Annotated in this window: 25 protein-coding genes; 11 read left to right on the top strand and 14 right to left on the bottom strand. The window is 72.0% G+C overall.

What is annotated here, in order from left to right:
* Window positions 1-9 precede the first annotated feature (9 nt).
* Both FDO65_RS15190 and upp read right to left on the bottom strand, forming a co-directional pair.
* Window positions 10-516 carry a hypothetical protein gene (locus tag FDO65_RS15190; protein WP_137450504.1) on the bottom strand — a complete coding sequence of 169 codons (507 nt, stop codon included), beginning with the start codon at window positions 514-516 and terminating at the stop codon, window positions 10-12.
* A 105-nt stretch (window positions 517-621) separates the two neighbouring features.
* A complete protein-coding gene (gene upp / locus FDO65_RS15185; RefSeq protein WP_137450503.1) occupies window positions 622-1,317 on the bottom strand; it encodes a uracil phosphoribosyltransferase in 696 nt (231 codons plus the stop codon).
* Window positions 1,318-1,387: 70 nt separating this feature from the next.
* On the opposite strand from upp, the gene FDO65_RS15180 reads away from it, so the two are divergent.
* Together FDO65_RS15180 and FDO65_RS15175 are read left to right on the top strand one after the other, a co-directional pair.
* Window positions 1,388-2,473: an alpha/beta hydrolase gene (locus FDO65_RS15180; protein WP_166442205.1), complete on the top strand. Its 1,086-nt coding sequence runs from the start codon at window positions 1,388-1,390 to the stop codon at window positions 2,471-2,473.
* Between the two features lie 38 nt (window positions 2,474-2,511).
* A complete protein-coding gene (locus FDO65_RS15175; RefSeq protein WP_137450501.1) occupies window positions 2,512-2,961 on the top strand; it encodes a nitroreductase family deazaflavin-dependent oxidoreductase in 450 nt (149 codons plus the stop codon).
* 88 nt (window positions 2,962-3,049) lie between these two features.
* On the opposite strand, the gene FDO65_RS15170 is transcribed toward FDO65_RS15175, so the two are convergent.
* Window positions 3,050-3,685 carry a DUF937 domain-containing protein gene (locus tag FDO65_RS15170; protein ID WP_137450500.1) on the bottom strand — a complete coding sequence of 212 codons (636 nt, stop codon included), beginning with the start codon at window positions 3,683-3,685 and terminating at the stop codon, window positions 3,050-3,052.
* Between the two features lie 167 nt (window positions 3,686-3,852).
* On the opposite strand from FDO65_RS15170, the gene deoC reads away from it, so the two are divergent.
* From deoC to FDO65_RS15150, 5 genes are all read left to right on the top strand, one after another.
* On the top strand, window positions 3,853-4,857 hold the full coding sequence (deoC, locus tag FDO65_RS15165) for a deoxyribose-phosphate aldolase (protein ID WP_137450499.1): 1,005 nt from the start codon (window positions 3,853-3,855) through the stop codon (window positions 4,855-4,857).
* A 5-nt stretch (window positions 4,858-4,862) separates the two neighbouring features.
* Window positions 4,863-6,389 carry an aldehyde dehydrogenase family protein gene (locus FDO65_RS15160; protein WP_137450498.1) on the top strand — a complete coding sequence of 509 codons (1,527 nt, stop codon included), beginning with the start codon at window positions 4,863-4,865 and terminating at the stop codon, window positions 6,387-6,389.
* Window positions 6,386-7,294, top strand: a complete 909-nt coding sequence (locus FDO65_RS15155) for an aldehyde dehydrogenase family protein (protein WP_137450497.1) — start codon at window positions 6,386-6,388, stop codon at window positions 7,292-7,294. Before FDO65_RS15160 ends, FDO65_RS15155 begins: the two co-directional genes overlap by 4 nt.
* Before the next feature lie 141 nt (window positions 7,295-7,435).
* On the top strand, window positions 7,436-7,558 hold the full coding sequence (locus FDO65_RS23115; RefSeq protein ID WP_276606861.1) for a hypothetical protein: 123 nt from the start codon (window positions 7,436-7,438) through the stop codon (window positions 7,556-7,558).
* A gap of 235 nt (window positions 7,559-7,793) precedes the next feature.
* A complete protein-coding gene (locus tag FDO65_RS15150) occupies window positions 7,794-9,155 on the top strand; it encodes an FAD-dependent oxidoreductase (protein ID WP_137450496.1) in 1,362 nt (453 codons plus the stop codon).
* A gap of 79 nt (window positions 9,156-9,234) precedes the next feature.
* On the opposite strand, the gene FDO65_RS15145 is transcribed toward FDO65_RS15150, so the two are convergent.
* The 3 genes from FDO65_RS15145 to FDO65_RS15135 form a co-directional block, all read right to left on the bottom strand.
* The gene (locus FDO65_RS15145; RefSeq protein WP_205850057.1) at window positions 9,235-10,263 is read right to left on the bottom strand and encodes a peptidoglycan-binding domain-containing protein; all 1,029 of its coding nucleotides are present in this window, start codon (window positions 10,261-10,263) and stop codon (window positions 9,235-9,237) included.
* The gene (locus FDO65_RS15140) at window positions 10,260-10,463 is read right to left on the bottom strand and encodes a DUF5302 family protein (RefSeq protein ID WP_137450495.1); all 204 of its coding nucleotides are present in this window, start codon (window positions 10,461-10,463) and stop codon (window positions 10,260-10,262) included. Before FDO65_RS15140 ends, FDO65_RS15145 begins: the two co-directional genes overlap by 4 nt.
* Window positions 10,464-10,564: 101 nt before the next feature.
* Window positions 10,565-10,798, bottom strand: coding sequence for a hypothetical protein (locus FDO65_RS15135; protein ID WP_137450494.1), 234 nt, complete (start codon window positions 10,796-10,798; stop codon window positions 10,565-10,567).
* A gap of 333 nt (window positions 10,799-11,131) precedes the next feature.
* Here FDO65_RS15135 and FDO65_RS15130 point away from each other — a divergent pair, with 333 nt between their 5' ends.
* Entirely contained in the window at window positions 11,132-12,424 is a 1,293-nt protein-coding gene (locus tag FDO65_RS15130) for a primosomal protein (RefSeq protein ID WP_205850056.1), read from the top strand.
* Window positions 12,425-12,461: 37 nt separating this feature from the next.
* Here FDO65_RS15130 and FDO65_RS15125 read toward each other — a convergent pair whose 3' ends face one another.
* A complete protein-coding gene (locus FDO65_RS15125) occupies window positions 12,462-13,565 on the bottom strand; it encodes an adenosine deaminase (RefSeq protein WP_137450493.1) in 1,104 nt (367 codons plus the stop codon).
* Window positions 13,566-13,634: 69 nt separating this feature from the next.
* Between FDO65_RS15125 and FDO65_RS15120 the strand changes: the two genes are divergently transcribed.
* The 3 genes from FDO65_RS15120 to FDO65_RS15110 are packed head-to-tail and all read left to right on the top strand — an operon-like array spanning window position 13,635 to window position 15,750.
* Window positions 13,635-14,885, top strand: a complete 1,251-nt coding sequence (locus FDO65_RS15120) for an FAD-dependent monooxygenase (protein ID WP_137450492.1) — start codon at window positions 13,635-13,637, stop codon at window positions 14,883-14,885.
* Window positions 14,886-14,898: 13 nt separating this feature from the next.
* A complete protein-coding gene (locus FDO65_RS15115; protein WP_205850055.1) occupies window positions 14,899-15,303 on the top strand; it encodes a GatB/YqeY domain-containing protein in 405 nt (134 codons plus the stop codon).
* A gap of 24 nt (window positions 15,304-15,327) precedes the next feature.
* A complete protein-coding gene (locus FDO65_RS15110) occupies window positions 15,328-15,750 on the top strand; it encodes an OsmC family protein (RefSeq protein WP_137450491.1) in 423 nt (140 codons plus the stop codon).
* Between the two features lie 2 nt (window positions 15,751-15,752).
* Here the strand turns inward: FDO65_RS15110 and FDO65_RS15105 are convergent, their stop codons facing one another.
* Genes FDO65_RS15105 through FDO65_RS15075 form a run of 7 tightly spaced genes read right to left on the bottom strand, consistent with a single transcriptional unit; the run spans window position 15,753 to window position 22,226 of the window.
* Complete coding sequence (locus FDO65_RS15105) at window positions 15,753-16,160, bottom strand: type II toxin-antitoxin system VapC family toxin (RefSeq protein ID WP_205850054.1); 408 nt, start codon at window positions 16,158-16,160, stop codon at window positions 15,753-15,755.
* Window positions 16,157-16,393 (bottom strand): FitA-like ribbon-helix-helix domain-containing protein, encoded by a 237-nt coding sequence (locus tag FDO65_RS15100; RefSeq protein ID WP_137450490.1) that lies wholly within the window; start codon window positions 16,391-16,393, stop codon window positions 16,157-16,159. The genes FDO65_RS15105 and FDO65_RS15100 overlap by 4 nt, the downstream gene beginning before the upstream one ends.
* 48 nt (window positions 16,394-16,441) lie before the next feature.
* Window positions 16,442-17,725 carry a thymidine phosphorylase gene (locus tag FDO65_RS15095; RefSeq protein WP_137450489.1) on the bottom strand — a complete coding sequence of 428 codons (1,284 nt, stop codon included), beginning with the start codon at window positions 17,723-17,725 and terminating at the stop codon, window positions 16,442-16,444.
* Window positions 17,726-17,765: 40 nt separating this feature from the next.
* Window positions 17,766-18,200, bottom strand: coding sequence for a cytidine deaminase (locus tag FDO65_RS15090; RefSeq protein WP_137450488.1), 435 nt, complete (start codon window positions 18,198-18,200; stop codon window positions 17,766-17,768).
* A complete protein-coding gene (locus tag FDO65_RS15085) occupies window positions 18,200-19,495 on the bottom strand; it encodes an ABC transporter permease (protein WP_137450487.1) in 1,296 nt (431 codons plus the stop codon). The genes FDO65_RS15090 and FDO65_RS15085 overlap by 1 nt, the downstream gene beginning before the upstream one ends.
* A complete protein-coding gene (locus FDO65_RS15080) occupies window positions 19,492-20,604 on the bottom strand; it encodes an ABC transporter permease (protein ID WP_137450486.1) in 1,113 nt (370 codons plus the stop codon). Before FDO65_RS15080 ends, FDO65_RS15085 begins: the two co-directional genes overlap by 4 nt.
* Window positions 20,601-22,226 (bottom strand): ABC transporter ATP-binding protein, encoded by a 1,626-nt coding sequence (locus FDO65_RS15075; RefSeq protein WP_137450485.1) that lies wholly within the window; start codon window positions 22,224-22,226, stop codon window positions 20,601-20,603. The genes FDO65_RS15080 and FDO65_RS15075 overlap by 4 nt, the downstream gene beginning before the upstream one ends.
* Window positions 22,227-22,248: the final 22 nt, after the last annotated feature.

Raw genomic sequence — 22,248 nt, 5'->3', positions numbered from 1 at the left:
AACGCCACGTCAGCCGGTGGGAACGCTGTCGGACCGGATCCCGGCCGGCGGGGCCGGGGTGAACGTCATCCGATGAGAACCGTTGTCGAGCACGACCGCGGGTGGTGAGGCTCCGAGATCGACGAGGATCTCCGGGCCGGACGCCAGCATGTCCGCCCACTGCTGAGCCTCGCGATCAACCTCCGGCCCGCAGCCGACGGCGGGGGTCACCCGGTTGCCCAGAATCAGGCGGCCGCCGACGATGTCGACCGGCCCGTAGGTCGCCGCGCACCCCCGGGAAGCGGTGAGATCGCTGCCCGCGACCTCCCACCAGATCTCCAGCCCGGCAACCGGACTCGAACCGTCAGGCAACGTCGCGGACTGCCAGCGCGTGCCCTGCAGTGCCGCGAACTGGCCGCTGTCGGTCATCGTCTGCGGGCGCGTGGACGCCGGCGTGTGGCAAGCGGCCAGCAGGGCGCTGCACACGACGACCACCGCCACCGGCGTCCGCCGGCGGGAACCCGCGACGAGCGGCACGACCACCTCCCGGCGACGACGACCCGGGCAGGCCGGCACCCCTCGACCTGGCCGGGCCCCTGCTCAGGCGAAGACGGAGCCGACGGGGCGAGAGGTTGCAGCGTCTCAGTGTCCGGGCGGACCGAACTGCCGATCCCCCGCGTCCCCCAGACCCGGGACGATGTAACCGGAGTCGTTGAGGCGTTCGTCGACGGACGCGGTGACGACGCGGACGCCGAGCTTCGCGTCGGCCAGGGTGCGCAGACCCTCCGGTGCCGCCAGGGTGCAGATCGCGGTCACCTCGGTGGCGCCCCGGGCGTTGAGCAGTTCGATGGTGTGCACCATGGAACCGCCGGTCGCCAGCATCGGGTCGAGGACGTAGACGGGTCGTCCGGCCAGGGACTCGGGCAGCGACTCCATGTACGGCGTCGGTTGGAGGGTCTCCTCGTTGCGGGCGAGGCCGACGAAACCCATCTGCGCCTCGGGGATCAGCGCGTGGGCCTGGTCGGCCATGCCCAGACCGGCCCGCAGCACCGGCACCAGCAGCGGCGGGTTGCTCAGCCGGGTGGCGTTCGTCCGGGCGACCGGGGTGTGGATGGGGACGTACTGGACCTGCAGGGTGCGGGACGCCTCGTAGATCAGCATCAGGGTGAGTTCGCGCAGCGCCGTCCGGAATGCGCTGTTGTCCGTCCGGGCGTCACGCATGGTGGACAGGCGGGCCGCTGCCAGCGGATGGTCCACGACGATGATGTCGAGATCGGCGGGGATCTCGTGCGGCGCGAGATGGCTGGCCAAGGAGTCCTGCTTTCTACCGTCGGTCATGGACAGGTCCGCCGGTCGACGCCGACGGTCCCGCCGTCTATCAAAGCCTGTCCCGTCCCCGAGGAGAGCCATGGGTCGCAGTGACCGCACCACCGGCCGGGTGTTCGGGCGGGTCGGCCGCGGCGCCGCCGTCGCGGTGGGGCTCGCGCTGGTGCCGGTGTCGACGTTCGCGGCGGTGCTCCTCACCCCGCGTCCGACGGTCGCCCTCATCCGGTTCGCCTTCACCAAGGGCGCGGCCCGCACCCGGGCGGCGATGCAGGCCGGGATCGACGGTCCCCTGTTCGCCGATCCGGAGACCGGCCGGCGACAGGCGGTGCCGACCGTCACCGATCACCTGGACGTCGCCTACGGCCCTGATCGCGACGAGCGGCTCGACGTGTTCGAACCGGCGACGACCGGGCCCTCGACGGGGCGCCCGGTCCTGGTCTGGGTGCACGGCGGCGGATGGGTCTCCGGCGACAAGTCCGACGTGGCGCCCTACCTGCGGGCCCTCGCCGCCGTCACCGGGGCGGTCTGCGTCGGGGTCAATTACTCGGTCCCACCCCGCCGGTCCTACCCGACGGCCATCCGTCAGCTGACCGACGCGCTCGCCTTCCTCCGCCGGGAGGCGGACCGCTGGGAGCTGGACGCGACCCGGGTCGTGCTGGCCGGCGACTCGGCCGGCGCCCAGCTGGCCGGGCAGCTCACCGAGGTGGTCACCACACCGGGTCTGGCCGACGACATCGGCGTCCCCGTACCGCTGCCGGCCGAGCACCTCCGGGCCATCGTGCTGTGCTGCGGGCTGTTCGTACTCCCGCACGGCATGCCCGCGCCGGCCGTCGTCCGCTTCGCCGGCGACCAGGTCAGCCGCGCCTATCTGGCCGGGCCCGTGCGACCCGACGACCCGCGGATCGAGCAGCTCGACGTCGCCGCCCGGGCCACCGACGCCTTCCCGCCGACGTTCGTGACCGCTGGCAATGCCGATCCGCTGCTGCCGTCGTCCCGGGCCCTGGTCGACCGGCTGCACGAACTCGGCGTGCCGGTGCAGACCCGCTTCTTCCCGGACGACCACACCCCCCGGCTGCCGCACGAATACCAGTTCCACCTGGACCTGGCCGACGCCCGCACCTGTTTCGCCGACATCGCCGCCTTCGTCGGCCGGCACACCGCCGACTGACCGGCCCGGCCGTCGGTCGACGGCCTACCGTGGAGGGCATGCCTCTCACCGGTGAGTACGAACCGAGCCCGTCGGCCTGGGTGCGTGAACAGGTCGAGCTCTACGAATCCTCGAACGGCCAGCAGGGCAACACCCTGCTCGACACCGGACTGCCCGTCGTGGTGTTCACCATGTACGGCCGCAAGTCCGGCAAGTTGCGCAAGGTGCCGCTGATGCGGGCCGAGCACGACGGCCGCTACGTCCTGGTCGCGTCCAAGGGTGGTGCCCCCGAGAACCCGGAGTGGGACGCCAATCTGCGGGCCGACCCGCGGGTCAGCGTGCAGGACGGCGCGACGATCGTCGACGGCCGGGTGCGTGAACTCGAGGGCGCCGAGCGGCAGGAGTGGTGGGACCGGGCCGCGGCCGTCTTCCCCACGTACAACGAGTACCAGGCCAAGACCGATCGGCAGATCCCCGTCTGGCTGCTGGAGCCGGCCCCGATCGACTGATGCCCGGGCATCGACCGTCAGCACACGACCGGCGCCGGACGAGAGGTCTCGTCCGGCGCCGGCGGTGTCTGTCGTGGGTCGAGCAGGGTCAGCGCTTGCCGCCGCCCAGCAGACCACCGAGCATGCCGCCGAGACCGCCGCCGGCACCCCCGGAACCGCCGCCACCGAGCAGACCGCCGAGCATTCCCCCGAGTCCCCCGCCGCCGGCTCCCCCGGACCCGCCGCCGAGCAGACCGCCCAGCATCCCGGCGAGCCCGCCACCGTCCGCGGACCCCTCGCCGCCCTGACCCTTGTTGAAGAACTGCTTGGCCAGGTAGGCCATGACGATCGGGGCCAGCATCGGCAGCAGCTTGCTGATCAACCCGGACTGCCCGCCGCCGTCCCCGCCGCCGTCCCCGCCGCCGAGCCCACCGAGACCACCGAGCGCGTTCACGACCTCCGACTTCTTGTCGCCGAAGACGTTGCCGACGATCTTCTCGCCGTCCGCCTCGTCGACCTGGTCCAGGCTGACGCCGCCGTCGAGCAGCGAGCTGTCCTGGTGCTGGGCCAGCGCGGATTCCAGCGACTGGGCGCCGGCCGGGTCCTCGGCGTTGGCCTGCAGGCCCGCCAGCAGCGTCGGCAGCGCGGTCTTGGCCGCCTGTTCGGCCGTCGCCTCGTCCACCCCGAGCTTGTTCGCCAGTTCGCCCATGGGCAACTGCCCGAGCAGATCGTCGACCGCCGTCATCGTGGTCCCCCTCGAACCCCGGCGGCTGTCACGGGACAGCACTGCCCGACCACCGGGCCGACCGGATGGTCGAAGAATAGGCACGGCCCCGGTGCCCCGCCGGGCGAAAGTCCTGGTCACACCCCGTTCGGGGCAGCCTGTCGGAGCTCCGCCCTACGATGGCCCCCATGAGCACAGCCGCTCCGCCACTGCCCACCGGCCCGGGGGCGGGCACCATCCTCGACTCCTCGCTGGCCGACGCGGTCGCCGACGAGGCCGCCCTGCGCCGCTTCCTGCACGGTCTGCCCGGGGTCGACCCGGTCGGGCTGGAGGCCCGGTCGGCCACGCTGGCCACCCGGTCGATCAAGAAGGACGCGAAGCGGCAGGCCATCGACCTGGCCATCGCCATGGTCGACCTGACCACGCTCGAGGGGGCGGACACGCCGGGCAAGGTCCGCAACCTGTGCGCCAAGGCGCGGCGCCCGGACCCGGGACGCCCGGACACCCCGACGGTGGCGGCCGTCTGCATCTACCCCGACCTCGTCCCGGTGGCGGTCGACGCGCTGGCCGGGTCCGGGATCGGCATCGCGTCCGTGGCCACCGCCTTCCCCACCGGCCGCACCAGCCGCGCCGTCCGGCTGGCCGACACCCAGGTCGCCATCGACGCCGGCGCCACCGAGATCGACATGGTCATCGACCGGGGCGCGTTCCTGGCCGGCCGGTACGGGCGGGTCTTCGAGGACGTCGTCGCCGTCAAGCAGCTCTGTGACGCCGCCCCGGGCCCCGGACCACGCCTGAAGGTGATCCTGGAGGTCGGCGAGCTGGCCACCTACGACAACGTCCGCCGGGCGTCCTGGCTGGCCCTGCTCGCCGGGGCGGACTTCATCAAGACCTCCACCGGCAAGGTGTCCCCCGCGGCGACCCTGCCCACCACCCAGGTGCTGCTGCAGGCGGTCCGCGACTTCCGCGACCGGACCGGCCAGCAGCGGGCGGTCAAACCCGCCGGCGGCATCCGCACCACCAAGGACGCCATCCGTCACCTCGTGGCGGTCAACGAGATCGCCGGCCCGGAATGGTTGAGCCCGTACTGGTTCCGGTTCGGGGCGTCGTCACTGCTGAACGACCTGCTGCTGCAGCGGCGCACCCAGACCGACGGTCACTACAGCGCCGCCGACTACATCACCCTGGATTGAGAGCGATGACCCCAGCACAGCCCGCGACCGTCGCCACGCCGGCCATCGACTGGCAATACGCCCCCGCGCCGGAGTCGCCGGCCATCGGGCGGGTGGCCGAGCGGTACCGGCCGTTCATCGGCGGCCGGTTCGTCGACGGCCGCGGCGAGGACGTCAAGACCGTCAACCCGGCCACCGAGGAACCGTTGGCCACCGTGTCGCTCGGCGCCGCGGCCGACATCGACGACGCCGTCTCCGCCGCCCGGCGGGCCTACGACGACGTGTGGTCGCGGATGCCCGGCCTGGAGCGGGGCAAGTACCTGTTCCGGATCGCCCGCGGCATCGCCGAACGGGCCCGTGAACTGGCGGTCGTCGAGACCCTCGACAACGGCAAGCCGATCCGCGAATCCCGGGACGTCGACGTCCCGACGGCGTCGGCGCACTTCTTCTACTACGCGGGCTGGGCCGACAAACTCGCCCACGCCGGGCTGGGCGCGGCGCCGCGGCCACTGGGGGTGGCCGGGCAGATCATCCCCTGGAACTTCCCGCTGCTGATGGCGGCCTGGAAGATCGCCCCGGCCCTGGCCTGCGGCAACACCGTGGTGCTCAAACCGGCCGAGACGACCCCGCTCACCGCGCTGGTGCTGGCCGAGATCATCGCCGACGCGGGACTGCCCGACGGCGTGGTCAACATCGTCCCAGGTGCGGGCGATGTCGGAGCAGCTCTCGCCGCGCACCCCGGCCTCGACAAGGTCGCGTTCACCGGGTCCACCGAGGTCGGTCGCCAGATCCAGCGCGCCCTGGCCGGGACGGGCCGACGGTTGACCCTCGAACTCGGCGGCAAGGCGGCGAACATCGTCTTCGACGACGCGCCGCTCGACCAGGCCGTCGAGGGCATCGTCAACGGGATCTTCTTCAACCAGGGGCACGTCTGCTGCGCCGGGTCGCGCCTGCTGGTGCAGGAGTCGGTGGCCGACGAGGTGGTCGACCGGCTCCGGGCGCGCGTCACCGCCCTACGGGTCGGTGATCCGATGGACAAGAACACCGACGTCGGCGCGATCAACTCGGCCGAGCAGCTCGAACGCATCACCGCCCTGTCGGCCAGTGGCGACGACGAGGGCGCCACCCGGTGGACGTCACCGTGCCCGCTGCCCGACCGGGGCTGGTTCTTCCCGCCGACACTGTTCACCGACGTCGGCAACTCGATGCGCATCGCCCGGGAGGAGATCTTCGGGCCGGTGCTGACCGTGTCCACCTTCCGCACGCCGGACGAGGCGGTCGCCAAGGCCAACAACACGCCGTACGGCCTGTCGGCCGGTGTCTGGACCGAGAAGGGCTCCCGCATCCTCGGCATGGCCGGCGCGCTGCGGGCCGGGGTGGTGTGGGCCAACACCTTCAACCGCTTCGACCCGACCGCGGCCTTCGGCGGCTACCAGGAATCGGGCTTCGGCCGGGAGGGTGGCCGCGCCGGTCTGGCCGCCTACCTGGCCTCCGACGACAGCCCAGCGCAAACCCCCGACCCATCGAGCAGTCCGACGGGAGACGCCCGATGACCCGCGTCGGCGTGGCCAAGACCTACAAGCTGTACATCGGCGGAGCGTTCCCCCGCTCGGAGTCCGGACGGACCTACCCGGTCACCGATGCGACCGGGGCGTTCGCCGCGAACGTGGCCCAGGGTTCCCGCAAGGACGTCCGCGACGCCGTCGGCGCCGCCCGCAAGGCCTTCGGCGGGTGGTCCCGCCAGACCGCCTACAACCGCGGACAGGTGATCTACCGGATCGCCGAGATGCTGGAGGGCCGGCGCGCGCAGTTCGTCGAGTTGCTCCGCGCCGCACCGGCCGGCCCGGACGCCGCCGGCGCCCTGGACCCGGTGGTGGCCGTGGACGCCGCGATCGACCGGCTGGTGCACTACGCCGGCTGGACCGACAAGCTGGCGGTCGCGTTCGGCAGCGCCAACCCGGTGGCCGGGCCGTACTTCTCGTTCACCACCCCGGAGCCCACCGGGGTGGTCGGGGCCGTCGCGCCGGCGGACCCGCTGGTGGGGCTGATCGACGTCATCGCCCCGGCCATCGCCGGCGGGAACACCGTGGTCGTCGTCGCGGACGCGCACCGACCGCTGCCCGCCGTCACCCTGGCCGAGGTCCTGGCCACGTCGGACCTACCCGGTGGCGTCGTCAATGTGCTGACCGGGCACGTGGCCGAGCTGTTGCCGGTGCTCGCGGCGCACGCCGACGTCAACGCCCTCGATCTGACCGGTGTCGCCGCGGCCGAGCACCACGACCTGCGGGTGGCCGCCGAGCGGGCGGCCGCCGACACCGTGACCCGGGTCTTCGTCCCCCCGGCCGGCACGAGCCTGCTCGTGCCGACGGGCACAGCCCGGTTGCGCGCGTTCCTCGAGTACAAGACGGTCTGGCACCCCACCGGCGCGGTCTCGCTGGCCGGAGGTGGGGGCTACTAAAGCGGGGTAGCCGGGATCACAGCGCCGGGTAACACCGGCGTCATCGGGAGCTGGCTCACTGAAGTCGCCCACAGCATCGGCCGCTCCCGGCCCCGCTGTTCGGGTCGCGGCGACCACCCGGACCCATCCTCGGGGGAGCTCATGATCCATCTGTCCGACCTGGCGACCTTCGGCGCGGCCTTCGTCTTCGCCGTCTGGGCCTACGCGGTGCACCTGTGCCGGGACATCGGTCCGGACGGGGCCGACGAGACGGCGTGGGACTGATCGTTTCGTCGCACTCGGTGAGCGCGCAGGAAGTAGGTGCGCCAGAAACGAATACTCTTCGTGGTTGTGTAATAACTCAGTGCTGTCGGACGATGTCATCAGTGGGAGCCTGATGCGGCCGGCGGCGGGGTTCGGCCGCATCAGGCCCCACTCATGACCTCGGTCACGATCCATCTCCTGACGCCTGGCGACGACCTAGCATGGAAGGGTTGCCTAACCTGCCAGGAGATCTGAAATGTCCGAGGCTCTTCGCGTCGCCGTGGTCGGCGCCGGTCCGGCCGGCATCTACGCCGCCGACATCCTCACCACCCGCGATCCGGACGCCAGCGTCGACATCTTCGACCGCCTGCCCACCCCGTACGGCCTGATCCGTTACGGCGTCGCGCCCGACCACCCGCGGATCAAGCAGATCATCGTCGCCCTGCACCGGGTGATGGAAAACCCGCGCATCCGCTTCGTCGGCAACACGCACGTCGGCGTCGACATCAAGGTCGACGAGCTGCGCGAGTTCTACGACGCCGTCGTCTTCGCCACCGGCGCCGAGCGCGACCGGTCGATGGGCATCCCCGGCGAGGAGGCCGACCGCTCCTACGGTGCGGCCGACTTCGTCGCCTTCTACGACTCGCACCCGGACCGCGAGCTGCACTGGGACCTGACCGGGGCCAAGCACGTCGCCGTCATCGGCGTCGGCAACGTCGCCCTGGACGTCGCCCGCGTCCTGGCCAAGTCGGCCGACGAGATGCTGGTCACCGACATCCCCGCGCACGTGCACGCCGTGCTGGCCGACTCGGCCGTCACCGACGTCCACATGTTCGCCCGCCGCGGGCCGGCCCAGGCCAAGTTCACCCCGGTCGAGCTGCGCGAGCTGGACCACTCCCCCAACGTGCAGGTCATCGTCGCCCCCGAGGGCATGGAATTCGACGACGAGTCCGAGTCCGCCCTGGCCCGCAGCAAGTCCCTGCGCATGGTCGTCGACGTGCTCAGCGAGTGGGCCATGCGCGACCCCAAGCCGGGCCCGCACCGCCGCATCCACATCCACTTCCTGGAGAACCCGGTCGAGATCGTCACCGACGCCGACGGCGGGGTCGCCGGACTGCGCACCGAGCGTCAGGAACTGCGCGGCGACGGCACCGTCGGCGGCACCGGCCTGTTCACCGACTGGGACGTGCAGGCCGTGTACCGGGCCGTCGGCTACCGGTCCGAGGCCATCGAGGACCTGCCGTTCGACCACGCCAAGCTGGTGCTGCCCAACGCCGGCGGACGGGTGCTGAACCTCGACGGCGCCCCGCTGCCCGGGGTCTACGCGACCGGCTGGGTCAAGCGCGGACCGGTCGGACTCATCGGCCACACCAAGTCCGACGCCGCCGAGACCATCACGAACCTGCTGGAGGACGCGCCCGAGCTGTCGCGCGCCACCCAGCGCACCGCCGCCGACGTCGACGCCCTGCTGGCCGCCAAGGGCCTGCCGGTCACCGACTTCGCCGGCTGGGACCGGTTGGACGCCCACGAGCTGGCCGCCGGCGAGCCGCACGGCCGTGGCCGCGTCAAGGTCGTCGATCGCGCCGAGATGTCCCGCATCGCAGCCCGTCAGGCCTGACCACCGCCTCACGACGACGGCCGCCCGACCCCACTGCGGGGTCGGGCGGCCGTTGTCGTTCGAACGCGCGATCAGTGGATCAGCAGCCGGCGCTGCGTAGAGCCGTCCAGGTCTGCGCCCCGACCTCACCGTCGACCGTCAGGCCGCGGGTGGCCTGGAACCGACGGACCGCATCAGCCAGCGCCGGGGTGAAGACGCCCCAGGTTGCGGAGTTCAGCTCGCCGACCTCGTCGTTGAGCTTGAGTGCGAGGAGGCGCTGCAGCTCACCGGTCCACTGGCTGCGAGCCGACCCCGGGTACAGGGTCGGCGGCGATCCGATCGTCGTCACGCAGGCGCAGGAGCTGGACGAGCTGTCGCCGGGTACCGAGCTGCGGACGGAAGCGTCGAACGGTCCCGCCAGCCGGGTCGTGCAGGCATCGGCAGCCGTCGTGAACGGCCCCGACCAGAGCACCCAGGCGTCCGAGGTGAACAGCCCGCACCCGGCCGAGGTCGTGGTCCGGTGGGCCCCGGCCGGCAGTTGACCGGCGGCCCGCACCTCGTCGACCCGGCGGACGAAAGACGCCTCGTCGGTCTCGGAGGCCAGCAGCACGAAGGACCCGGAATTGCAGGCGATGGGCTGATCGGCCACCCCGGACAGACCGGTGGCGGAGACGGTCGGGGTGACGGTGGTGGTCAGCACCACGGTGCTCGGTGCCGCACCGCCGACGGCGGCCTTGGTGGCGGATGTCGTGGGGGCCGGCGTCGCCGTCGTGACCGGTGCCGGCGCGGCCACGGCACCGGTGGTCTCCCCGCCGCTACCGCGGAAGGCGAGGAAGGCGGCCGCCCCGCCGGCCAGCACGAGGAGCGCGACCACGGCCACCAGCACCACGACCCGGCCGCCACCCGGCCGCCGCGGCGGGCCGCCCACCGCGCCCGCCGGTCCCGGCATCGCGTACCGGGTGGCCGGGTCGGGCGGCGGGTACGACGGCACCGGTCCGGTCGGCGGGGCCCCGAACTGCTGCGTCGGCTTGTCCAGGCGCACCGGACCGGTCGACCCGACCAGGTGCAGCCCGCACCGGCCGCAGTACTGCCCCGCGGTCCCGGGCTGCCCGCAGCGCGGACAGATCATCCGGACTTGCGACGGAACTGACGGGTGGCCTTGTTGTTGGCCGTGGATCCCCCGACGCCGCCGTGGCCGTCCAGGTGGGCCGACCGCTGCTGCCCGGCGGCCTTCTTCTTGGCCAACGCCGCCGCGAACGCGGCCTTGGCGTCCACCGGGGCGTCGGACTCGGTGGGTGCAGGGGTCGTGTCGTCGGTCGGGTCGGCCATGGGAACCTCCGGGGCACCATCGGTACGGCGTGGGCGGGTCGTGCCCCGCCATCTTGTCCTGCGCGGCCGGGCTCGGGCCACCCGGTTACGACCGGCCCGGGTCAGCCGAGCCGGTCGGAGAGGACGACGTCGACCCGCGGGGTGGTCTCGATGCGGTCGCGGAGCACCGCGCCCGCGCCGTTCTCCGTCCCGTCGGGGCCGGCGGCCGGCTGCACGGACCGGGCGAGGTCGAGCAGCATCGCCGTCCGTCCCCGGGTGACGTAGTACAGGGCCGTCTGGACGTCACGGGCGCTGCCGTGTCGGCGGATCACTTCCAAAGCCTGGGACGCACTCATCTGTTCCTCGATCCCGCGGGCTCACGGCGGCGGGAGCTGGTGGTGGTGGTTCGAACCGGTGACCGGTGGGCGGGAGTGGTCGTCACGCACAGCGGGGTGGGTTCGTGGGTGTCCTGCTCAGGACGTCGTCACCCGCAGCGACGTTGTTGCACCCATCGGGTGTGAGACGGGCCACGGGACGAGTCCGACCGGGTGATGACGATCTGAGCACGGCGAGAGTACCGGGTGGGCGCGCCGCGGCCTGACCAGCAGCGGCCCCGCAGTCGCTAGGCTCGCCCGGGGGCTCGGCGACGGTCCCCGCCCGCCCAGACCCTGCCCCGAGAGGACCCCCAGGTGGCACCGGAGATCGTTCCCATCGAACTCGGCCTGACCGACGGCAACATGGTCACCCTCTGGGCGCCACGCTGGCGGGAGGACGGCGAGGACTGGGAGGCCTTCCTCGGGCACGGCGACGACCTCTACGTCTTCCCCGATTCGACCCGGTTGGCCGCGTTCGTCCGCAGTGGCGCCGAGCACGACCTGACCGACCACCCGGAGTGGGCGACCGCGCGGGCGCTGCTCATCGACGAGCTGACGCCGGACGACGATCATCGTTTCGACGTCGTCGGGGTCCCCGACCTGGTCGCCGAGGTCCCGGACATCTGGACACTGGCCGAGCTGGCCGACACGGTGGCCATCGTGCGTTCGCTGGCCGAGGTGTGCGGGTTGGAGAAGGTCGAGGAGATCCTCGACTCGGCCGACGGGTTCGCCGTGCTCCCGCTGGGCGAGCAGGCGTTCTCCGGCCGGCAGGGCGAGAAGCTGTGGGACGAGATGGGGGCCGTCGTCGCCGAGCGGTGGGACGAGGTGGTCGACGCCCTCGACTCCGTCGTCGCCACCCCGGACATCGACGCCGTGGCGCTGACGGCCGCGCAGGAGGAGGCCGCCGCCATCGCCGCCGCCGCGCGCACGGTCGCCCCGCAGGACGAGCCCGACGAGGACCGCGACGAGGACCTGGAGTTCTGGGACGACATCGGCATCGACTGCCTCGAGGTCACGGTCGACGGTCGCACCGGCTGGACGCTCCGCTGCTACCTGGACGAGACCCCGGTGTTCCTGGCCGACCACGGCCGGATCCTGGTGTGGTCGTCGCCGGGCGAGCTGGAGAACTTCCTGACCGTCGAGGGCCACGACCACGACCTCGCCGGGCTCGAGGTGTGGCCCGAGGTGCGACGCGCCGTCGCCGACGGCGACGCCGCCGTCCTGGCCGGCCCGGAGAACACCTACCTGCTGGACGGCTACGAGGCCGCCCTGCGGGAGGGGCCCGAGGTGTTCGTCCCGCGGAACCGGCAGGCCGGTCCGCTGGACGAGGAACTCAGTGCGGAGGCGACCGACCCGGCGCAGCTCGCCCTGGCCGTCGAGCTGCTCACCGACGCGGCCACCGCCCGCGGGGACGAGGAGACGGTCGAGGCCCTGTCGACCGCCACGCCGCTGGGTCAGCTGCTGAACGCCGCTTCCAGGCCCGACCCGGACCGGCAGCCGCCCTCCCCGCCGTTCGACGACGAGATCGCCACCTGGACCGTGCTCCGCGACCGGTTCGCCGCCGGGCTGGAATGGGACCGCGGCGCCGCCGAGGCCGAGAGCGCGTGAGGGCACGGGGGCGCCGGACCGGCGCCCCCCACCCCGCTCAGCCGTTGCGCAGCCGGTCGTATCCCGGCTTGATGACGTCGTTGATGATGGCCAGCCGCTCGTCGAACGGGATGAACGCCGACTTCATGGCGTTCACCGTGAACCACTGCAACGTGTCCCACCCGTAGCCGAACGCCTCGACCAGGCCGGCCATCTCGCTGGTCATCGAGCAGCCGGACATCAGCCGGTTGTCGGTGTTGACCGTGACCCGGAACCCCAGTTCGGTGAGCAGCCCGATGGGATGGTCGGCGATCGACGCGGCGGCGCCGGTCTGCACGTTCGAGGTCGGCGCCATCTCCAGCGGGATCCGCCGGTCCCGGACGTAACCGGCCAGCCGGCCCAGATTCGGCCGACCGTCGGAGCCCGACCCCCGGTCGACGGTGATGTCGTCGACGATGCGCACCCCGTGGCCGAGCCGGTCCGCCCCGCACCACTGGATGGCCTCCCAGATCGACGGCAGACCGAACGCCTCCCCGGCGTGGATGGTGAAGCGGAAGTTCTCCCGGCGCAGGTACTCGAACGCGTCCAGGTGCCGGGTGGGCGGGAACCCGGCCTCGGCACCGGCGATGTCGAACCCGACGACCCCGCGGTCGCGGAAGTCGATGGCCAGCTCGGCGATCTCCCGGGACCGGGCGGCGTGCCGCATCGCGGTCAGCAGGGTGCCGACCCGGATGGGGTGGCCGTTCGCGGCCGCCGCGCGCATGCCGGCCTGGAATCCGTCGAGGACGGCCTGCACGACCTGGTCCAGGGTCAGGCCCTGCTCGACGTGCAGTTCCGGGGCGAACCGCACCTCGGCGTACACGACGCCGTCGGCGGCCAGGTCCTGCACGCACTCGGACGCGACCCGGATGATCGTCTCCCGGGTCTGCATGACCGCCACGGTGTGCGTGAACGTCTCCAGGTACCGCTCCAGCGAACCGCTGTAGGCGGACTCGGCGAACCAGGCGGCCAGGGCGGGGACGTCCGTGGTCGGCAGGTCGGTGTAGCCGATCTGCTCGGCCAGGTCGACCAGGGTCGCGGGACGCAGGCCCCCGTCCAGATGGTCGTGCAGGAGCACCTTCGGCGCGCGGCGGATGTTGTCCTCGGTCAGTTCGGCAGGCACCCTTCGGACGCTACCCGGGCCGACCCGTGGGGCCCGGTTGCCGGGCGCCGCGTCGGGTACAGGCGCTCCATGACGAGAACGGCGCTGATCACGGGAGCGGGCATCGCGGGCGAGGTCGCCGCCTGGTGGCTGGCCCGCTTCGGGTGGCGGTGCACGGTGATCGAGCGGTCGTCGGAGCTGCGCACGCAGGGCCAGAACATCGACGTGCGCGGCGCCGCCCGGGAGGTGCTGCGGCGGATGCCCAGTGGCGGCTTCGACGGTCGCACCCCAGCCCGGACAGTGGACGACGAGGTGGGTGACCGCAGCACCGGCGAGGTGGGCACCCGTTTCGTCGACGGCGACGACACCCCGCTGGCCGAGTTCCCGGCCGGCGAGTCGGACACCGACGGCGCGACCGCGGAACGGGAGATCCTGCGGGGGCAGCTGGCCGAGCTGCTGTTCGAGCGGACCCGGGGCGACGTGGACCATCGGTTCGGTCTGACCGTGCTGCGGTGTGAAGAGGCACCGGACGGCCTCGACGTGACGTTCAGCGACGGGTCGTCCGAGCGGTTCGACGTCCTGCTGGTCGCCGAGGGCGTCGGCTCGACCACCCGTCGCCGGGTGTTCGGCGACACCGCCGAACGGCGGGCCCTGGGCCTGACGATGGGCTACTACTCGGTCGCGCGCGCGCCCGAGGACGACGACTGGTGGAACTGGTACAACGCGCCGGACGGCCGCTCGGTGACGACCCGTCCGGACAACGTCGGCCGCACCCGGGTGACGCTGTCGTTCCGCAGCGACGACCGCCACGACGAACTGTCCCGCGACGAGCAGAAGCTGATGCTGCGCGACCGGTTCGCCGGTGCCGGGTGGCGGACCGAGCGGCTGCTCGCCGGTCTGGACGTCGCCGACGACCTCTACCTGGAGGACCTCGGCCAGATCGTCAGCCCCACCTGGAGTTCCGGACGGGTCGCGCTCCTCGGGGATGCCGCCTGGTGCGCCACCCCGGTGAGCGGGATGGGTACCAGCCTGGCCATCGTCGGCGGGTACGTGCTGGCCGGCGAACTGGCCGCCCACGTGCACCACCGTGACGGCTTCGCCGGGTATGAGCGCATCCTGCGGCCGTACGTGGAGCAGGCCCAGAAGCTGCCCCCGGGCACCCCGCAGGTCGTGCACCCCCGTAGCGCCATCGGGCTCGGGGTGCTGCGCACCGCGCTCCGGGTGGCCGGGTCCGCGCCGGTCAAAGCGGTCAGCGGCGGGCTCATCAGCCCGCCGGCCGACAAGATCGACCTCCCCGACTACGCCCACCTCATTCCCGTTGACGGAAACTCGGCCCGATGACCACACTCGCCGGGTGTCCCCGCTTCCCGAAGACGAGTCCGACGACGTGCTGACCGAGCTACGGGCGCGGCTGCGCAGCGACCTGAAGACCGCGATGAAGGCCCGGTCCGGTGTGGACGTCGCGGCGATCCGCTCGCTGCTGGCCGCGCTGGACGACGCCCAGGCCGTCCCGGCCCCGGCGCACGTCCCCGCCTCGTCGCTCGCCGGAGAACACGTGGCCGGGGCGTCGGTCGGCGTCGGGTCGACCGAGGTGGCCCGGCTGGAACTGACGGAGGCCGAGATCGCCCTGGTCGTCGACGGTCAGATTGAGGAACGACGGGCCGCGGCGACCACGTTCGACGCCGTCGACCAACCCGACGCGGCCGAACGACTGCGGGCCGAGGCGCGGGTCATCGAGGGGTATCGGACGGCGACCTGACCGCGAGCAGGCAGGATCTGGGCCATGACGGATTCCAACGCGCGCAGTGTCGAGGTCACCCGGCTCGGTCCGGGCCGGTGGCAGGCCACCAACCCACGGGGCGGCCGGATCGACTTCGGCGACGGGGAGACCGACTCGTTCACCCCGGTCGAGCTGCTGCTGGCCGCCATCGGCGGATGCTCGGCGATCGACGTCGACATGATCACCGGTAAGCGCGCCACCGCCGACGAGTTCACCGTGCGGGTCAGTGGCGACAAGATCCGCGACGAACACGGCAACCGGATGACCGACCTGCAGGCCGTCTTCGACCTCGTCTTCCCCGAGGGTGCGGCCGGCGACAAGGCCCGCTCCGTGCTGGCCCGGGCCATCGAACAGTCCCGCGACCGGCTCTGCACGGTCAGCCGGACCGTCACCGTCGCCAGCCCGGTGGAGATGCGCCCAGCCTGAAGTCAGTCGAGTTCAGGCGCGGAGACGAACCGGCACCGCGTTCCTGGCGCCCGGATCAGTCTGGCATCCAGCGTGGCCAGAGGCGCGTCGATCGTCTCCGCCAGCGCGACGTACCAGGCGTCGTAGGTCGTGACGTTCGGACGGAGGGCCCAGACCCGTTCGGCCAGCGGCGCATAGGGCCACAGGTCGACGGGCATATGCGCCAACTGGGCGTGAGCGACGGTGCCCGATTCCTCGGTCAGCCGCCCGGCCGCGACGGCGCGCCGCAGGATGGATGCGACCTCCACCGGCAACAGGTGGGGCGCGACGAGGTCGCCGCTGGTCACGATCTTCTCAGCCCAGGTCCCGTCCGGTCCGCTGTCCAGGAGAGCCGCGACGACGGTGGACGCATCGACGACCACCAGGGTCACCGACGGTCGGCGTCTCGATCGGCCAACATCTGCTGCCGCGAGTACTTCGACGGCGCAAGCTGCTTCCGCAGCTTGACCTCGGCCATCCACGACTCCGGGTCTGGTCGTTCAGCCCATTCGATGAGGTGTTGCCTCAGGTACTCCTGTAGCGAACGCCCGGAAAGAGCGGCACGCGAGGCCAGCGCCGCACTCGTCCGGTCCGGGATGTCTCTGACGGTGATGGCCTTACCCATGCCTGCATTATGGCAGCAATACCTGCAGTATGGAGGTAGCTGTCACCGCTATCGCACCGTCTCCAGCACCAACCGCCGCGGCTCGACCACGGTTCCGACCGGGGCCAACGTCACCGCGGCGGCCAGTTCGGTGTGGGCGACGGCGAACTTCTCCGGGGTGTCGGTGTGCAGCTCGAACAGCGGCTGCCCCGCTCGCACGGTGTCGCCCGGGCTGACCAGGCAGAGCACCCCGGCGGCGGCCTGCACGTCGTGTTCGCGGCGCTCGCGACCGGCGCCGAGCCGCCAGGCGGCCACCCCGACCGGCAGCGCGTCGACCGCCGCCACCACGCCGTCGGCTTCGGCCGTGACGGTCTCGACGTGCTTCGGCGTGGGGAGCGGCGCGTCAGGGTCGCCGCCCTGGGCGGCGACCATCGCCCGCCAGGTGTCCATCGCCTTCCCGGAGGTCAGCACCTCGGCCGGGTCGACGGACAGCCCGACCAGCTCGACCATCTCGCGGGCCAGCGCGACGGTCAGCTCGACCACGTCCGCCGGTCCTCCACCGGCCAGCACCTCGATCGATTCGGCGACCTCGACCGCGTTGCCCACCGCCCGGCCCAAGGGGGTCGACATGTCGGTGATCAACGCCGACGTCCGCACGCCCGCGGCCGCCCCCAGACCGACCATGGTGCGAGCCAGTTCCAGCGACTCGTCGAACGACTTCATGAACGCCCCGGTGCCGGTCTTCACGTCCAGCACCAGCGCCGACGTGCCCTCGGCGATCTTCTTGCTCATGATCGACGCCGAGATCATCGGGATCGACTCGACCGTCGCGGTGACATCCCGCAGCGCGTAGAGCTTGCGGTCGGCCGGGGCCAGGTCCGCCGACGCCGCGCAGATCACCGCGCCGATTCCGGCGAGCTGGCGGTGCATCTCGTCCGGCGACAGGGTGGCCCGCCAGCCCCTGATCGACTCCATCTTGTCCAGCGTCCCGCCGGTGTGACCCAGGCCCCGGCCGGACAGCTGCGGCACCGCCGCCCCGCACGCCGCGACCAGTGGGGCCAGCGGCAGCGAGATCTTGTCCCCCACTCCGCCGGTCGAGTGCTTGTCGACCGTCGGCCGCCCGACCCCGGACAGGTCCATCCGCACCCCGGACGCGATCATCGCGCCGGTCCACGCGGACAGCTCGGCCGGGGACAGCCCGTTGAGCAGGATCGCCATCAACAGCGCCGACATCTGTTCCTCGGCGACGTCGCCGCGGGTGTACGCGTCGATGACCCACTCGACCTGGGCGGTCGACAGCTCACCACCGTCACGCTTCGTGCGGATGACGTCGACTGCGGCAAAGCCGGACATGCGGGGGTTCTCCTTCGAACTCCGGGGAGCCGGGACAGGCTCAGGACGGGAGGTGCTCGGGACCGAACGCGGCGGGCAGCACCCAGGTCATCGGACGGGGGCCGTCCGGGGTGTCGATGAGCAGCTCGGGTCCGCCGAACTCGTAGAGCACCTGACGGCAGCGGCCACACGGCATCAGCAGCTCGCCCGCCCCCGACCGGCAGGCCAGCGCGACGAGCCGGCCGCCGCCGGACAGCCGCAGCTGCCCGACGAGCGTGCACTCGGCGCACAGACCCAGGCCGTAGGAAGCGTTCTCGACGTTGCACCCGGTGACCAGGCGCAGCTCGCCATCCGCACCCTCGGCTACCGCGGCCGCCCCGACCTGCAGGTGCGAGTACGGGCAGTAGGCGTCAGCGGCCACGGCGACGGCCCGCTGCCGCAGGTCCTGCCAGTCCTCGTCGCTCCCGGTGAACGTGCCGGAGAAGGTCGGGGACATCAGTGGCCACCGCCCTTGCGGTAGATCAACCCGTCGGCCTTGGGCATCCGCAGGTTCTGCGACGCCAGCCCCATCACCAGCAGGGTGATCGCGTAGGGAGCGGCCTTGACCAGCTGCTGCGGCAGCGTGTCGGTGGCCGAGAACCACCAGACGCAGAGGACGGCGATGAGCCCGGCCACGATGGCGACCGTGCGGGCGCCCTGCCGGAACTGCAGCACCGCCACCACGACCAGGGCCGCCGCGACCAGCAGCAGGAACGCGCGCATCGCTGTCCCGGACGAGTCGTACTGCTGCACACCGTCGGTGTAGCCGAACAGGCCGGCGCCCATGGCCATGCCGCCCGGCCGCCAGTTGCCGAAGATCATCGCGGCCAGGCCGATGTAGCCGCGGCCACCGGTCTGCCCGTCCTGGAACTTCAGGCCGATGACCAGGAACGCGCCGGCCAACCCGGCCAACGCCCCCGAGATGGCGACGGCGACGTACTTGTAGAAGTAGACGTTCACGCCGAGCGACTCGGCCGCGTAGGGCGCCTCACCGCAGGACCGCAGCCGCAGCCCCAGCCGGGTCCGCCACAGCACGAACACCGACCCGACGATCAACAGCACGGTGAGCACCGTCAGGACGGACAGGTTGGTGGTGACGCCGCGGACGATGCCGGCGACATCGGAGACGAAGAACCAGCCCTTGGCCTCGATGTCGCCGAGCCAGTCCGACAGCCCGGGGATGGTGATGCGCTGGACGTCGCTGACCGGCGGCGACTGCCGCTGACCGCCGCCCGGGGCGTCGGAGAACAGCAGGCGGGACAGGTACAGCGTCAGGCCGGGCGCCAGAATGTTGATGGCGACACCGGAGATGATGTGGTCGACACCGACGGTGATGGTCACCAGCCCGTGGAGCAGACCGCCGAGCAGACCGCAGACCATCCCGAAGAACACGCCCGCCCACGGCCCGTACTGGTAACCGGCGAACCCGGCCCCGAACGTGCCGAGGACCATCATCCCCTCGATGCCGATGTTGACCACGCCGGCCCGCTCGCTCCACAGACCGGACAGCCCGGCCAGGGCGATCGGCACCGCCGCGGTGATCGCGGCCTGGATCGCGCCGGACGAGTCGAGGTTGGTGGCGTCGGTGAACACCCGGACCGCCGAGACCACCAGCAGTCCGAGGACGACGATGCCGAGCCAGGCGGCCGGCGGCAGGTTGCGCATCCGGCGCTTGGTCGTCGGCGTCGGCACCGCCAGATCCGAGTCGATCCCGCCGCCACCGGCGGGAACACCGAGAGATCCCGTCGTCATGCCGCCACCTCCTGCTTCGGCCGGTTGGCCAGGGCCCGCGCGACGTCCCGCGCCTCCAGGTTGAGCCGGTACCGGCGGACGAACTCGTACGCGACGACGACCGACAGCACGATGACGCCCTGCATGATCGTCACGAGCTCCCGGGGGACCCCGACGCCCTGCAGCGCGTTGGCCGAGTTGTCCAGGGCCGACCAGAGCAGCGCCGAGAAGATCATCCCGACCGGGTGGTTGCGGCCCAGCAGGGCGATGGCGATGCCGGTGAAGCCGATGCCGGCCGGGAAGTTCAGCGAGTACGAACCGGCCGACCCGTTCAGCAGCTCGGGCATGCCGACCAGGCCGGCCACCGCGCCGGACAGCAGCATGGCCGCGACGATCATCTTCTTCACGGAGATACCGCTGGCCACCGCGGCCGACTCGGACAGTCCGGTCGCGCGCAGCGAGAACCCGAACACCGTGCGGGAGAGCACCAGCGCGTACAGGGCACCGACGCCCAGGGCCAGGAAGACCAGCGTGAACAGCGGGGTCGTCGACCCCTCGAACGCGATCACCCCGACCTGACCGCCCTCGGTGATCTTGGGCGTGGCGATGTTGTTGCCCTCCAGCACCGCGAGCAGCTGCGGGGTCAGCAGCCAGGCGATCAGGAAGGTGGCGATGGCGTTCAACATGATGGTGCTGATGACCTCGGAGACACCCCGGGTCACCTTGAGGAACGCGGCGATCCCGGCCCAGGCGGCCCCGACGGCCATGGCCACGGCCAGCGTGATGAGGATCCGCAGGAAGCTCGGCAACGAGCTCATGAACGACGCCCCGGCGACCGCGGCCGACAGCATCGCGGCCAACCGGTACTGGCCGTCGACACCGATGTTGAAGAGGTTCATCTTGAACCCGATGGCCACGGCCACTGCGGCCAGGTAGTAGATCGCGGTCTGGTTGATGGTGCCCAGGACGTTGCGGAGCCGTTCGAAGGCCCCGGCCATCGCCCCGAACGCCTCGGCCGGGCTGTGCCCGGTGACGACCAGCAGGATCGAGGTGATCAGGACGGACACCAGCAGCGCGGCGACCGGGGCGGCCGCGCCGAGCAGGATGCGCCGCGCGCGGGACCCGGTCATCGCCGATCACCACCCGGGGTGCCCGTCGCGGCGCCGGTCATGGCCCCGCCGAGTTCTTCGGGGGTGACGGTGCGGGGGTCGTACTCGTCGATGAGCCGTCCCCGCAGGATGACGGTCAGTCGGTCGGACATGCCGATGAGCTCCTCGAGATCGGCCGAGATCAGGAGCACGGCCAGACCGGCCGCGCGGGCGGTGCGCAGGTGCTCCCAGATGGCGGCCTGGGCGCCGACGTCGACCCCGCGGGTGGGGTGGGAGGCGATGAGCAGGACCGGGTCCTCGCTCATCTCCCGGCCGACGATGAGTTTCTGCTGGTTGCCGCCGGACAGCGACGCCGCGGTGACGTCGATGCCGGGGGTGCGGACGTCGAACGTCTCGACGATGCGGCGGGTGTCCCGCTTCGCCCCACCCCGGTCGAGCAGCATCCCCCGGGCGGACGGCGCCCGGGTCTGGTGGCCGAGGATGCGGTTCTCCCACAGCGAGGCCTCGAGCAGCAGGCCCTGCCGGTGCCGGTCCTCGGGGATGAACCCCATGCCGGCCTCCCGGCGGGCCCGGGTCGACTTCTGGGCCAGGTCGGTGCCCTGCAGTTCGACCGAACCGGCCGACAGCGGGCGGATGCCCATGATGGCGTCGACCAGTTCGGCCTGGCCGTTGCCCTCGACCCCGGCGATGCCGAGGACCTCACCGGCGTGGATGGTCAGGTCGACGTCGGTCAGCACGTCCCGGGCCGAACCGGGCGGACCGGCGACCGTCAACCCGCGGACCTGCAGGACGACCCGGTCGGTGACGGTCGACTCGCGCAACTCGGGCACCGGGAGGGCGGAGCCGACCATCAGCTCGGCCAGCTCGCGGTTGGTGACGGTCTTCGGGTCGGCGGTGCCGACGGTGGTGCCGCGGCGGATGACCGTGATGTCGTCGGCGATGGCCCGGACCTCGTCGAGCTTGTGCGAGATGAAGATGATCGTCAGGCCCTCGGACTTGAGCTCCCGCAGATTGCCGAACAGCTCGTCGACCTCCTGGGGCACCAGCACCGCGGTCGGCTCGTCCAGGATGAGGATCTTCGCCCCCCGGTAGAGCACCTTGAGGATCTCGACCCGCTGCCGGGCCCCGACGCCGAGCGTCTCGACCAGCGCCCCGGAGTCGACCGCCAGGCCGTAGCGCTTGGCCAGGTCGTCGATCACCTTCCGCGAGCCCTTCACATCCAGCCGGCCGCCGGCGACCTTCTCCGAGCCCAGGACGATGTTCTCCCAGACCGTCAGGTTGTCGGCCAGCATGAAGTGCTGGTGGACCATGCCGATGCCGACCGCGATGGCGTCGGCCGGCGAGGAGAAGGTGACGTCCCGCCCGTCGACGGTGATGGTCCCCTCGTCGGGCTGGTGCATCCCGTAGAGGGTCTTCATCAGGGTCGACTTGCCGGCCCCGTTCTCGCCGACCAGGGCGTGCACGGAGCCCCGGCGGACGGTGATGTTGATGTCGGAGTTGGCCACCACCCCGGGGAAGCGCTTGGTGATGCCGGTCAGCCGGACGGCGGCCGGCGCCGCACCGGACTGCGGGCCGGCGGAGGGAGTGGTCACGGGCGACTCTCCTTGGGCGGTGTCGTCCGACGGGACCGTCGGACGATGCATCGGGGGGCGGAACGGTGTCGGC

The sequence above is a fragment of the Nakamurella flava genome, assembly GCF_005298075.1.
Classification (GTDB): domain Bacteria; phylum Actinomycetota; class Actinomycetes; order Mycobacteriales; family Nakamurellaceae; genus Nakamurella; species Nakamurella flava.
Note: the sequence above shows the minus strand (reverse complement) of the source record. Positions and strands in the feature narration are given on the sequence as shown.

Excerpts from the sequence above, each read along its gene's own strand:
- upp (WP_137450503.1), bottom strand. The coding sequence starts at position 1,317 with ATGACCGACGGTAGAAAGCAGGACTCCTTGGCCAGCCATCTCGCGCCG.
- FDO65_RS15180 (WP_166442205.1), top strand. The coding sequence starts at position 1,388 with ATGGGTCGCAGTGACCGCACCACCGGCCGGGTGTTCGGGCGGGTCGGC.
- FDO65_RS15175 (WP_137450501.1), top strand. The coding sequence starts at position 2,512 with ATGCCTCTCACCGGTGAGTACGAACCGAGCCCGTCGGCCTGGGTGCGT.
- FDO65_RS15170 (WP_137450500.1), bottom strand. The coding sequence starts at position 3,685 with ATGACGGCGGTCGACGATCTGCTCGGGCAGTTGCCCATGGGCGAACTG.
- deoC (WP_137450499.1), top strand. The coding sequence starts at position 3,853 with ATGAGCACAGCCGCTCCGCCACTGCCCACCGGCCCGGGGGCGGGCACC.
- FDO65_RS15160 (WP_137450498.1), top strand. The coding sequence starts at position 4,863 with ATGACCCCAGCACAGCCCGCGACCGTCGCCACGCCGGCCATCGACTGG.
- FDO65_RS15155 (WP_137450497.1), top strand. The coding sequence starts at position 6,386 with ATGACCCGCGTCGGCGTGGCCAAGACCTACAAGCTGTACATCGGCGGA.
- FDO65_RS23115 (WP_276606861.1), top strand. The coding sequence starts at position 7,436 with ATGATCCATCTGTCCGACCTGGCGACCTTCGGCGCGGCCTTCGTCTTC.
- FDO65_RS15150 (WP_137450496.1), top strand. The coding sequence starts at position 7,794 with ATGTCCGAGGCTCTTCGCGTCGCCGTGGTCGGCGCCGGTCCGGCCGGC.
- FDO65_RS15145 (WP_205850057.1), bottom strand. The coding sequence starts at position 10,263 with ATGATCTGTCCGCGCTGCGGGCAGCCCGGGACCGCGGGGCAGTACTGC.
- FDO65_RS15140 (WP_137450495.1), bottom strand. The coding sequence starts at position 10,463 with ATGGCCGACCCGACCGACGACACGACCCCTGCACCCACCGAGTCCGAC.
- FDO65_RS15135 (WP_137450494.1), bottom strand. The coding sequence starts at position 10,798 with ATGAGTGCGTCCCAGGCTTTGGAAGTGATCCGCCGACACGGCAGCGCC.
- FDO65_RS15120 (WP_137450492.1), top strand. The coding sequence starts at position 13,635 with ATGACGAGAACGGCGCTGATCACGGGAGCGGGCATCGCGGGCGAGGTC.
- FDO65_RS15110 (WP_137450491.1), top strand. The coding sequence starts at position 15,328 with ATGACGGATTCCAACGCGCGCAGTGTCGAGGTCACCCGGCTCGGTCCG.
- FDO65_RS15100 (WP_137450490.1), bottom strand. The coding sequence starts at position 16,393 with ATGGGTAAGGCCATCACCGTCAGAGACATCCCGGACCGGACGAGTGCG.
- FDO65_RS15095 (WP_137450489.1), bottom strand. The coding sequence starts at position 17,725 with ATGTCCGGCTTTGCCGCAGTCGACGTCATCCGCACGAAGCGTGACGGT.
- FDO65_RS15090 (WP_137450488.1), bottom strand. The coding sequence starts at position 18,200 with ATGTCCCCGACCTTCTCCGGCACGTTCACCGGGAGCGACGAGGACTGG.
- FDO65_RS15085 (WP_137450487.1), bottom strand. The coding sequence starts at position 19,495 with ATGACGACGGGATCTCTCGGTGTTCCCGCCGGTGGCGGCGGGATCGAC.
- FDO65_RS15080 (WP_137450486.1), bottom strand. The coding sequence starts at position 20,604 with ATGACCGGGTCCCGCGCGCGGCGCATCCTGCTCGGCGCGGCCGCCCCG.
- FDO65_RS15075 (WP_137450485.1), bottom strand. The coding sequence starts at position 22,226 with ATGCATCGTCCGACGGTCCCGTCGGACGACACCGCCCAAGGAGAGTCG.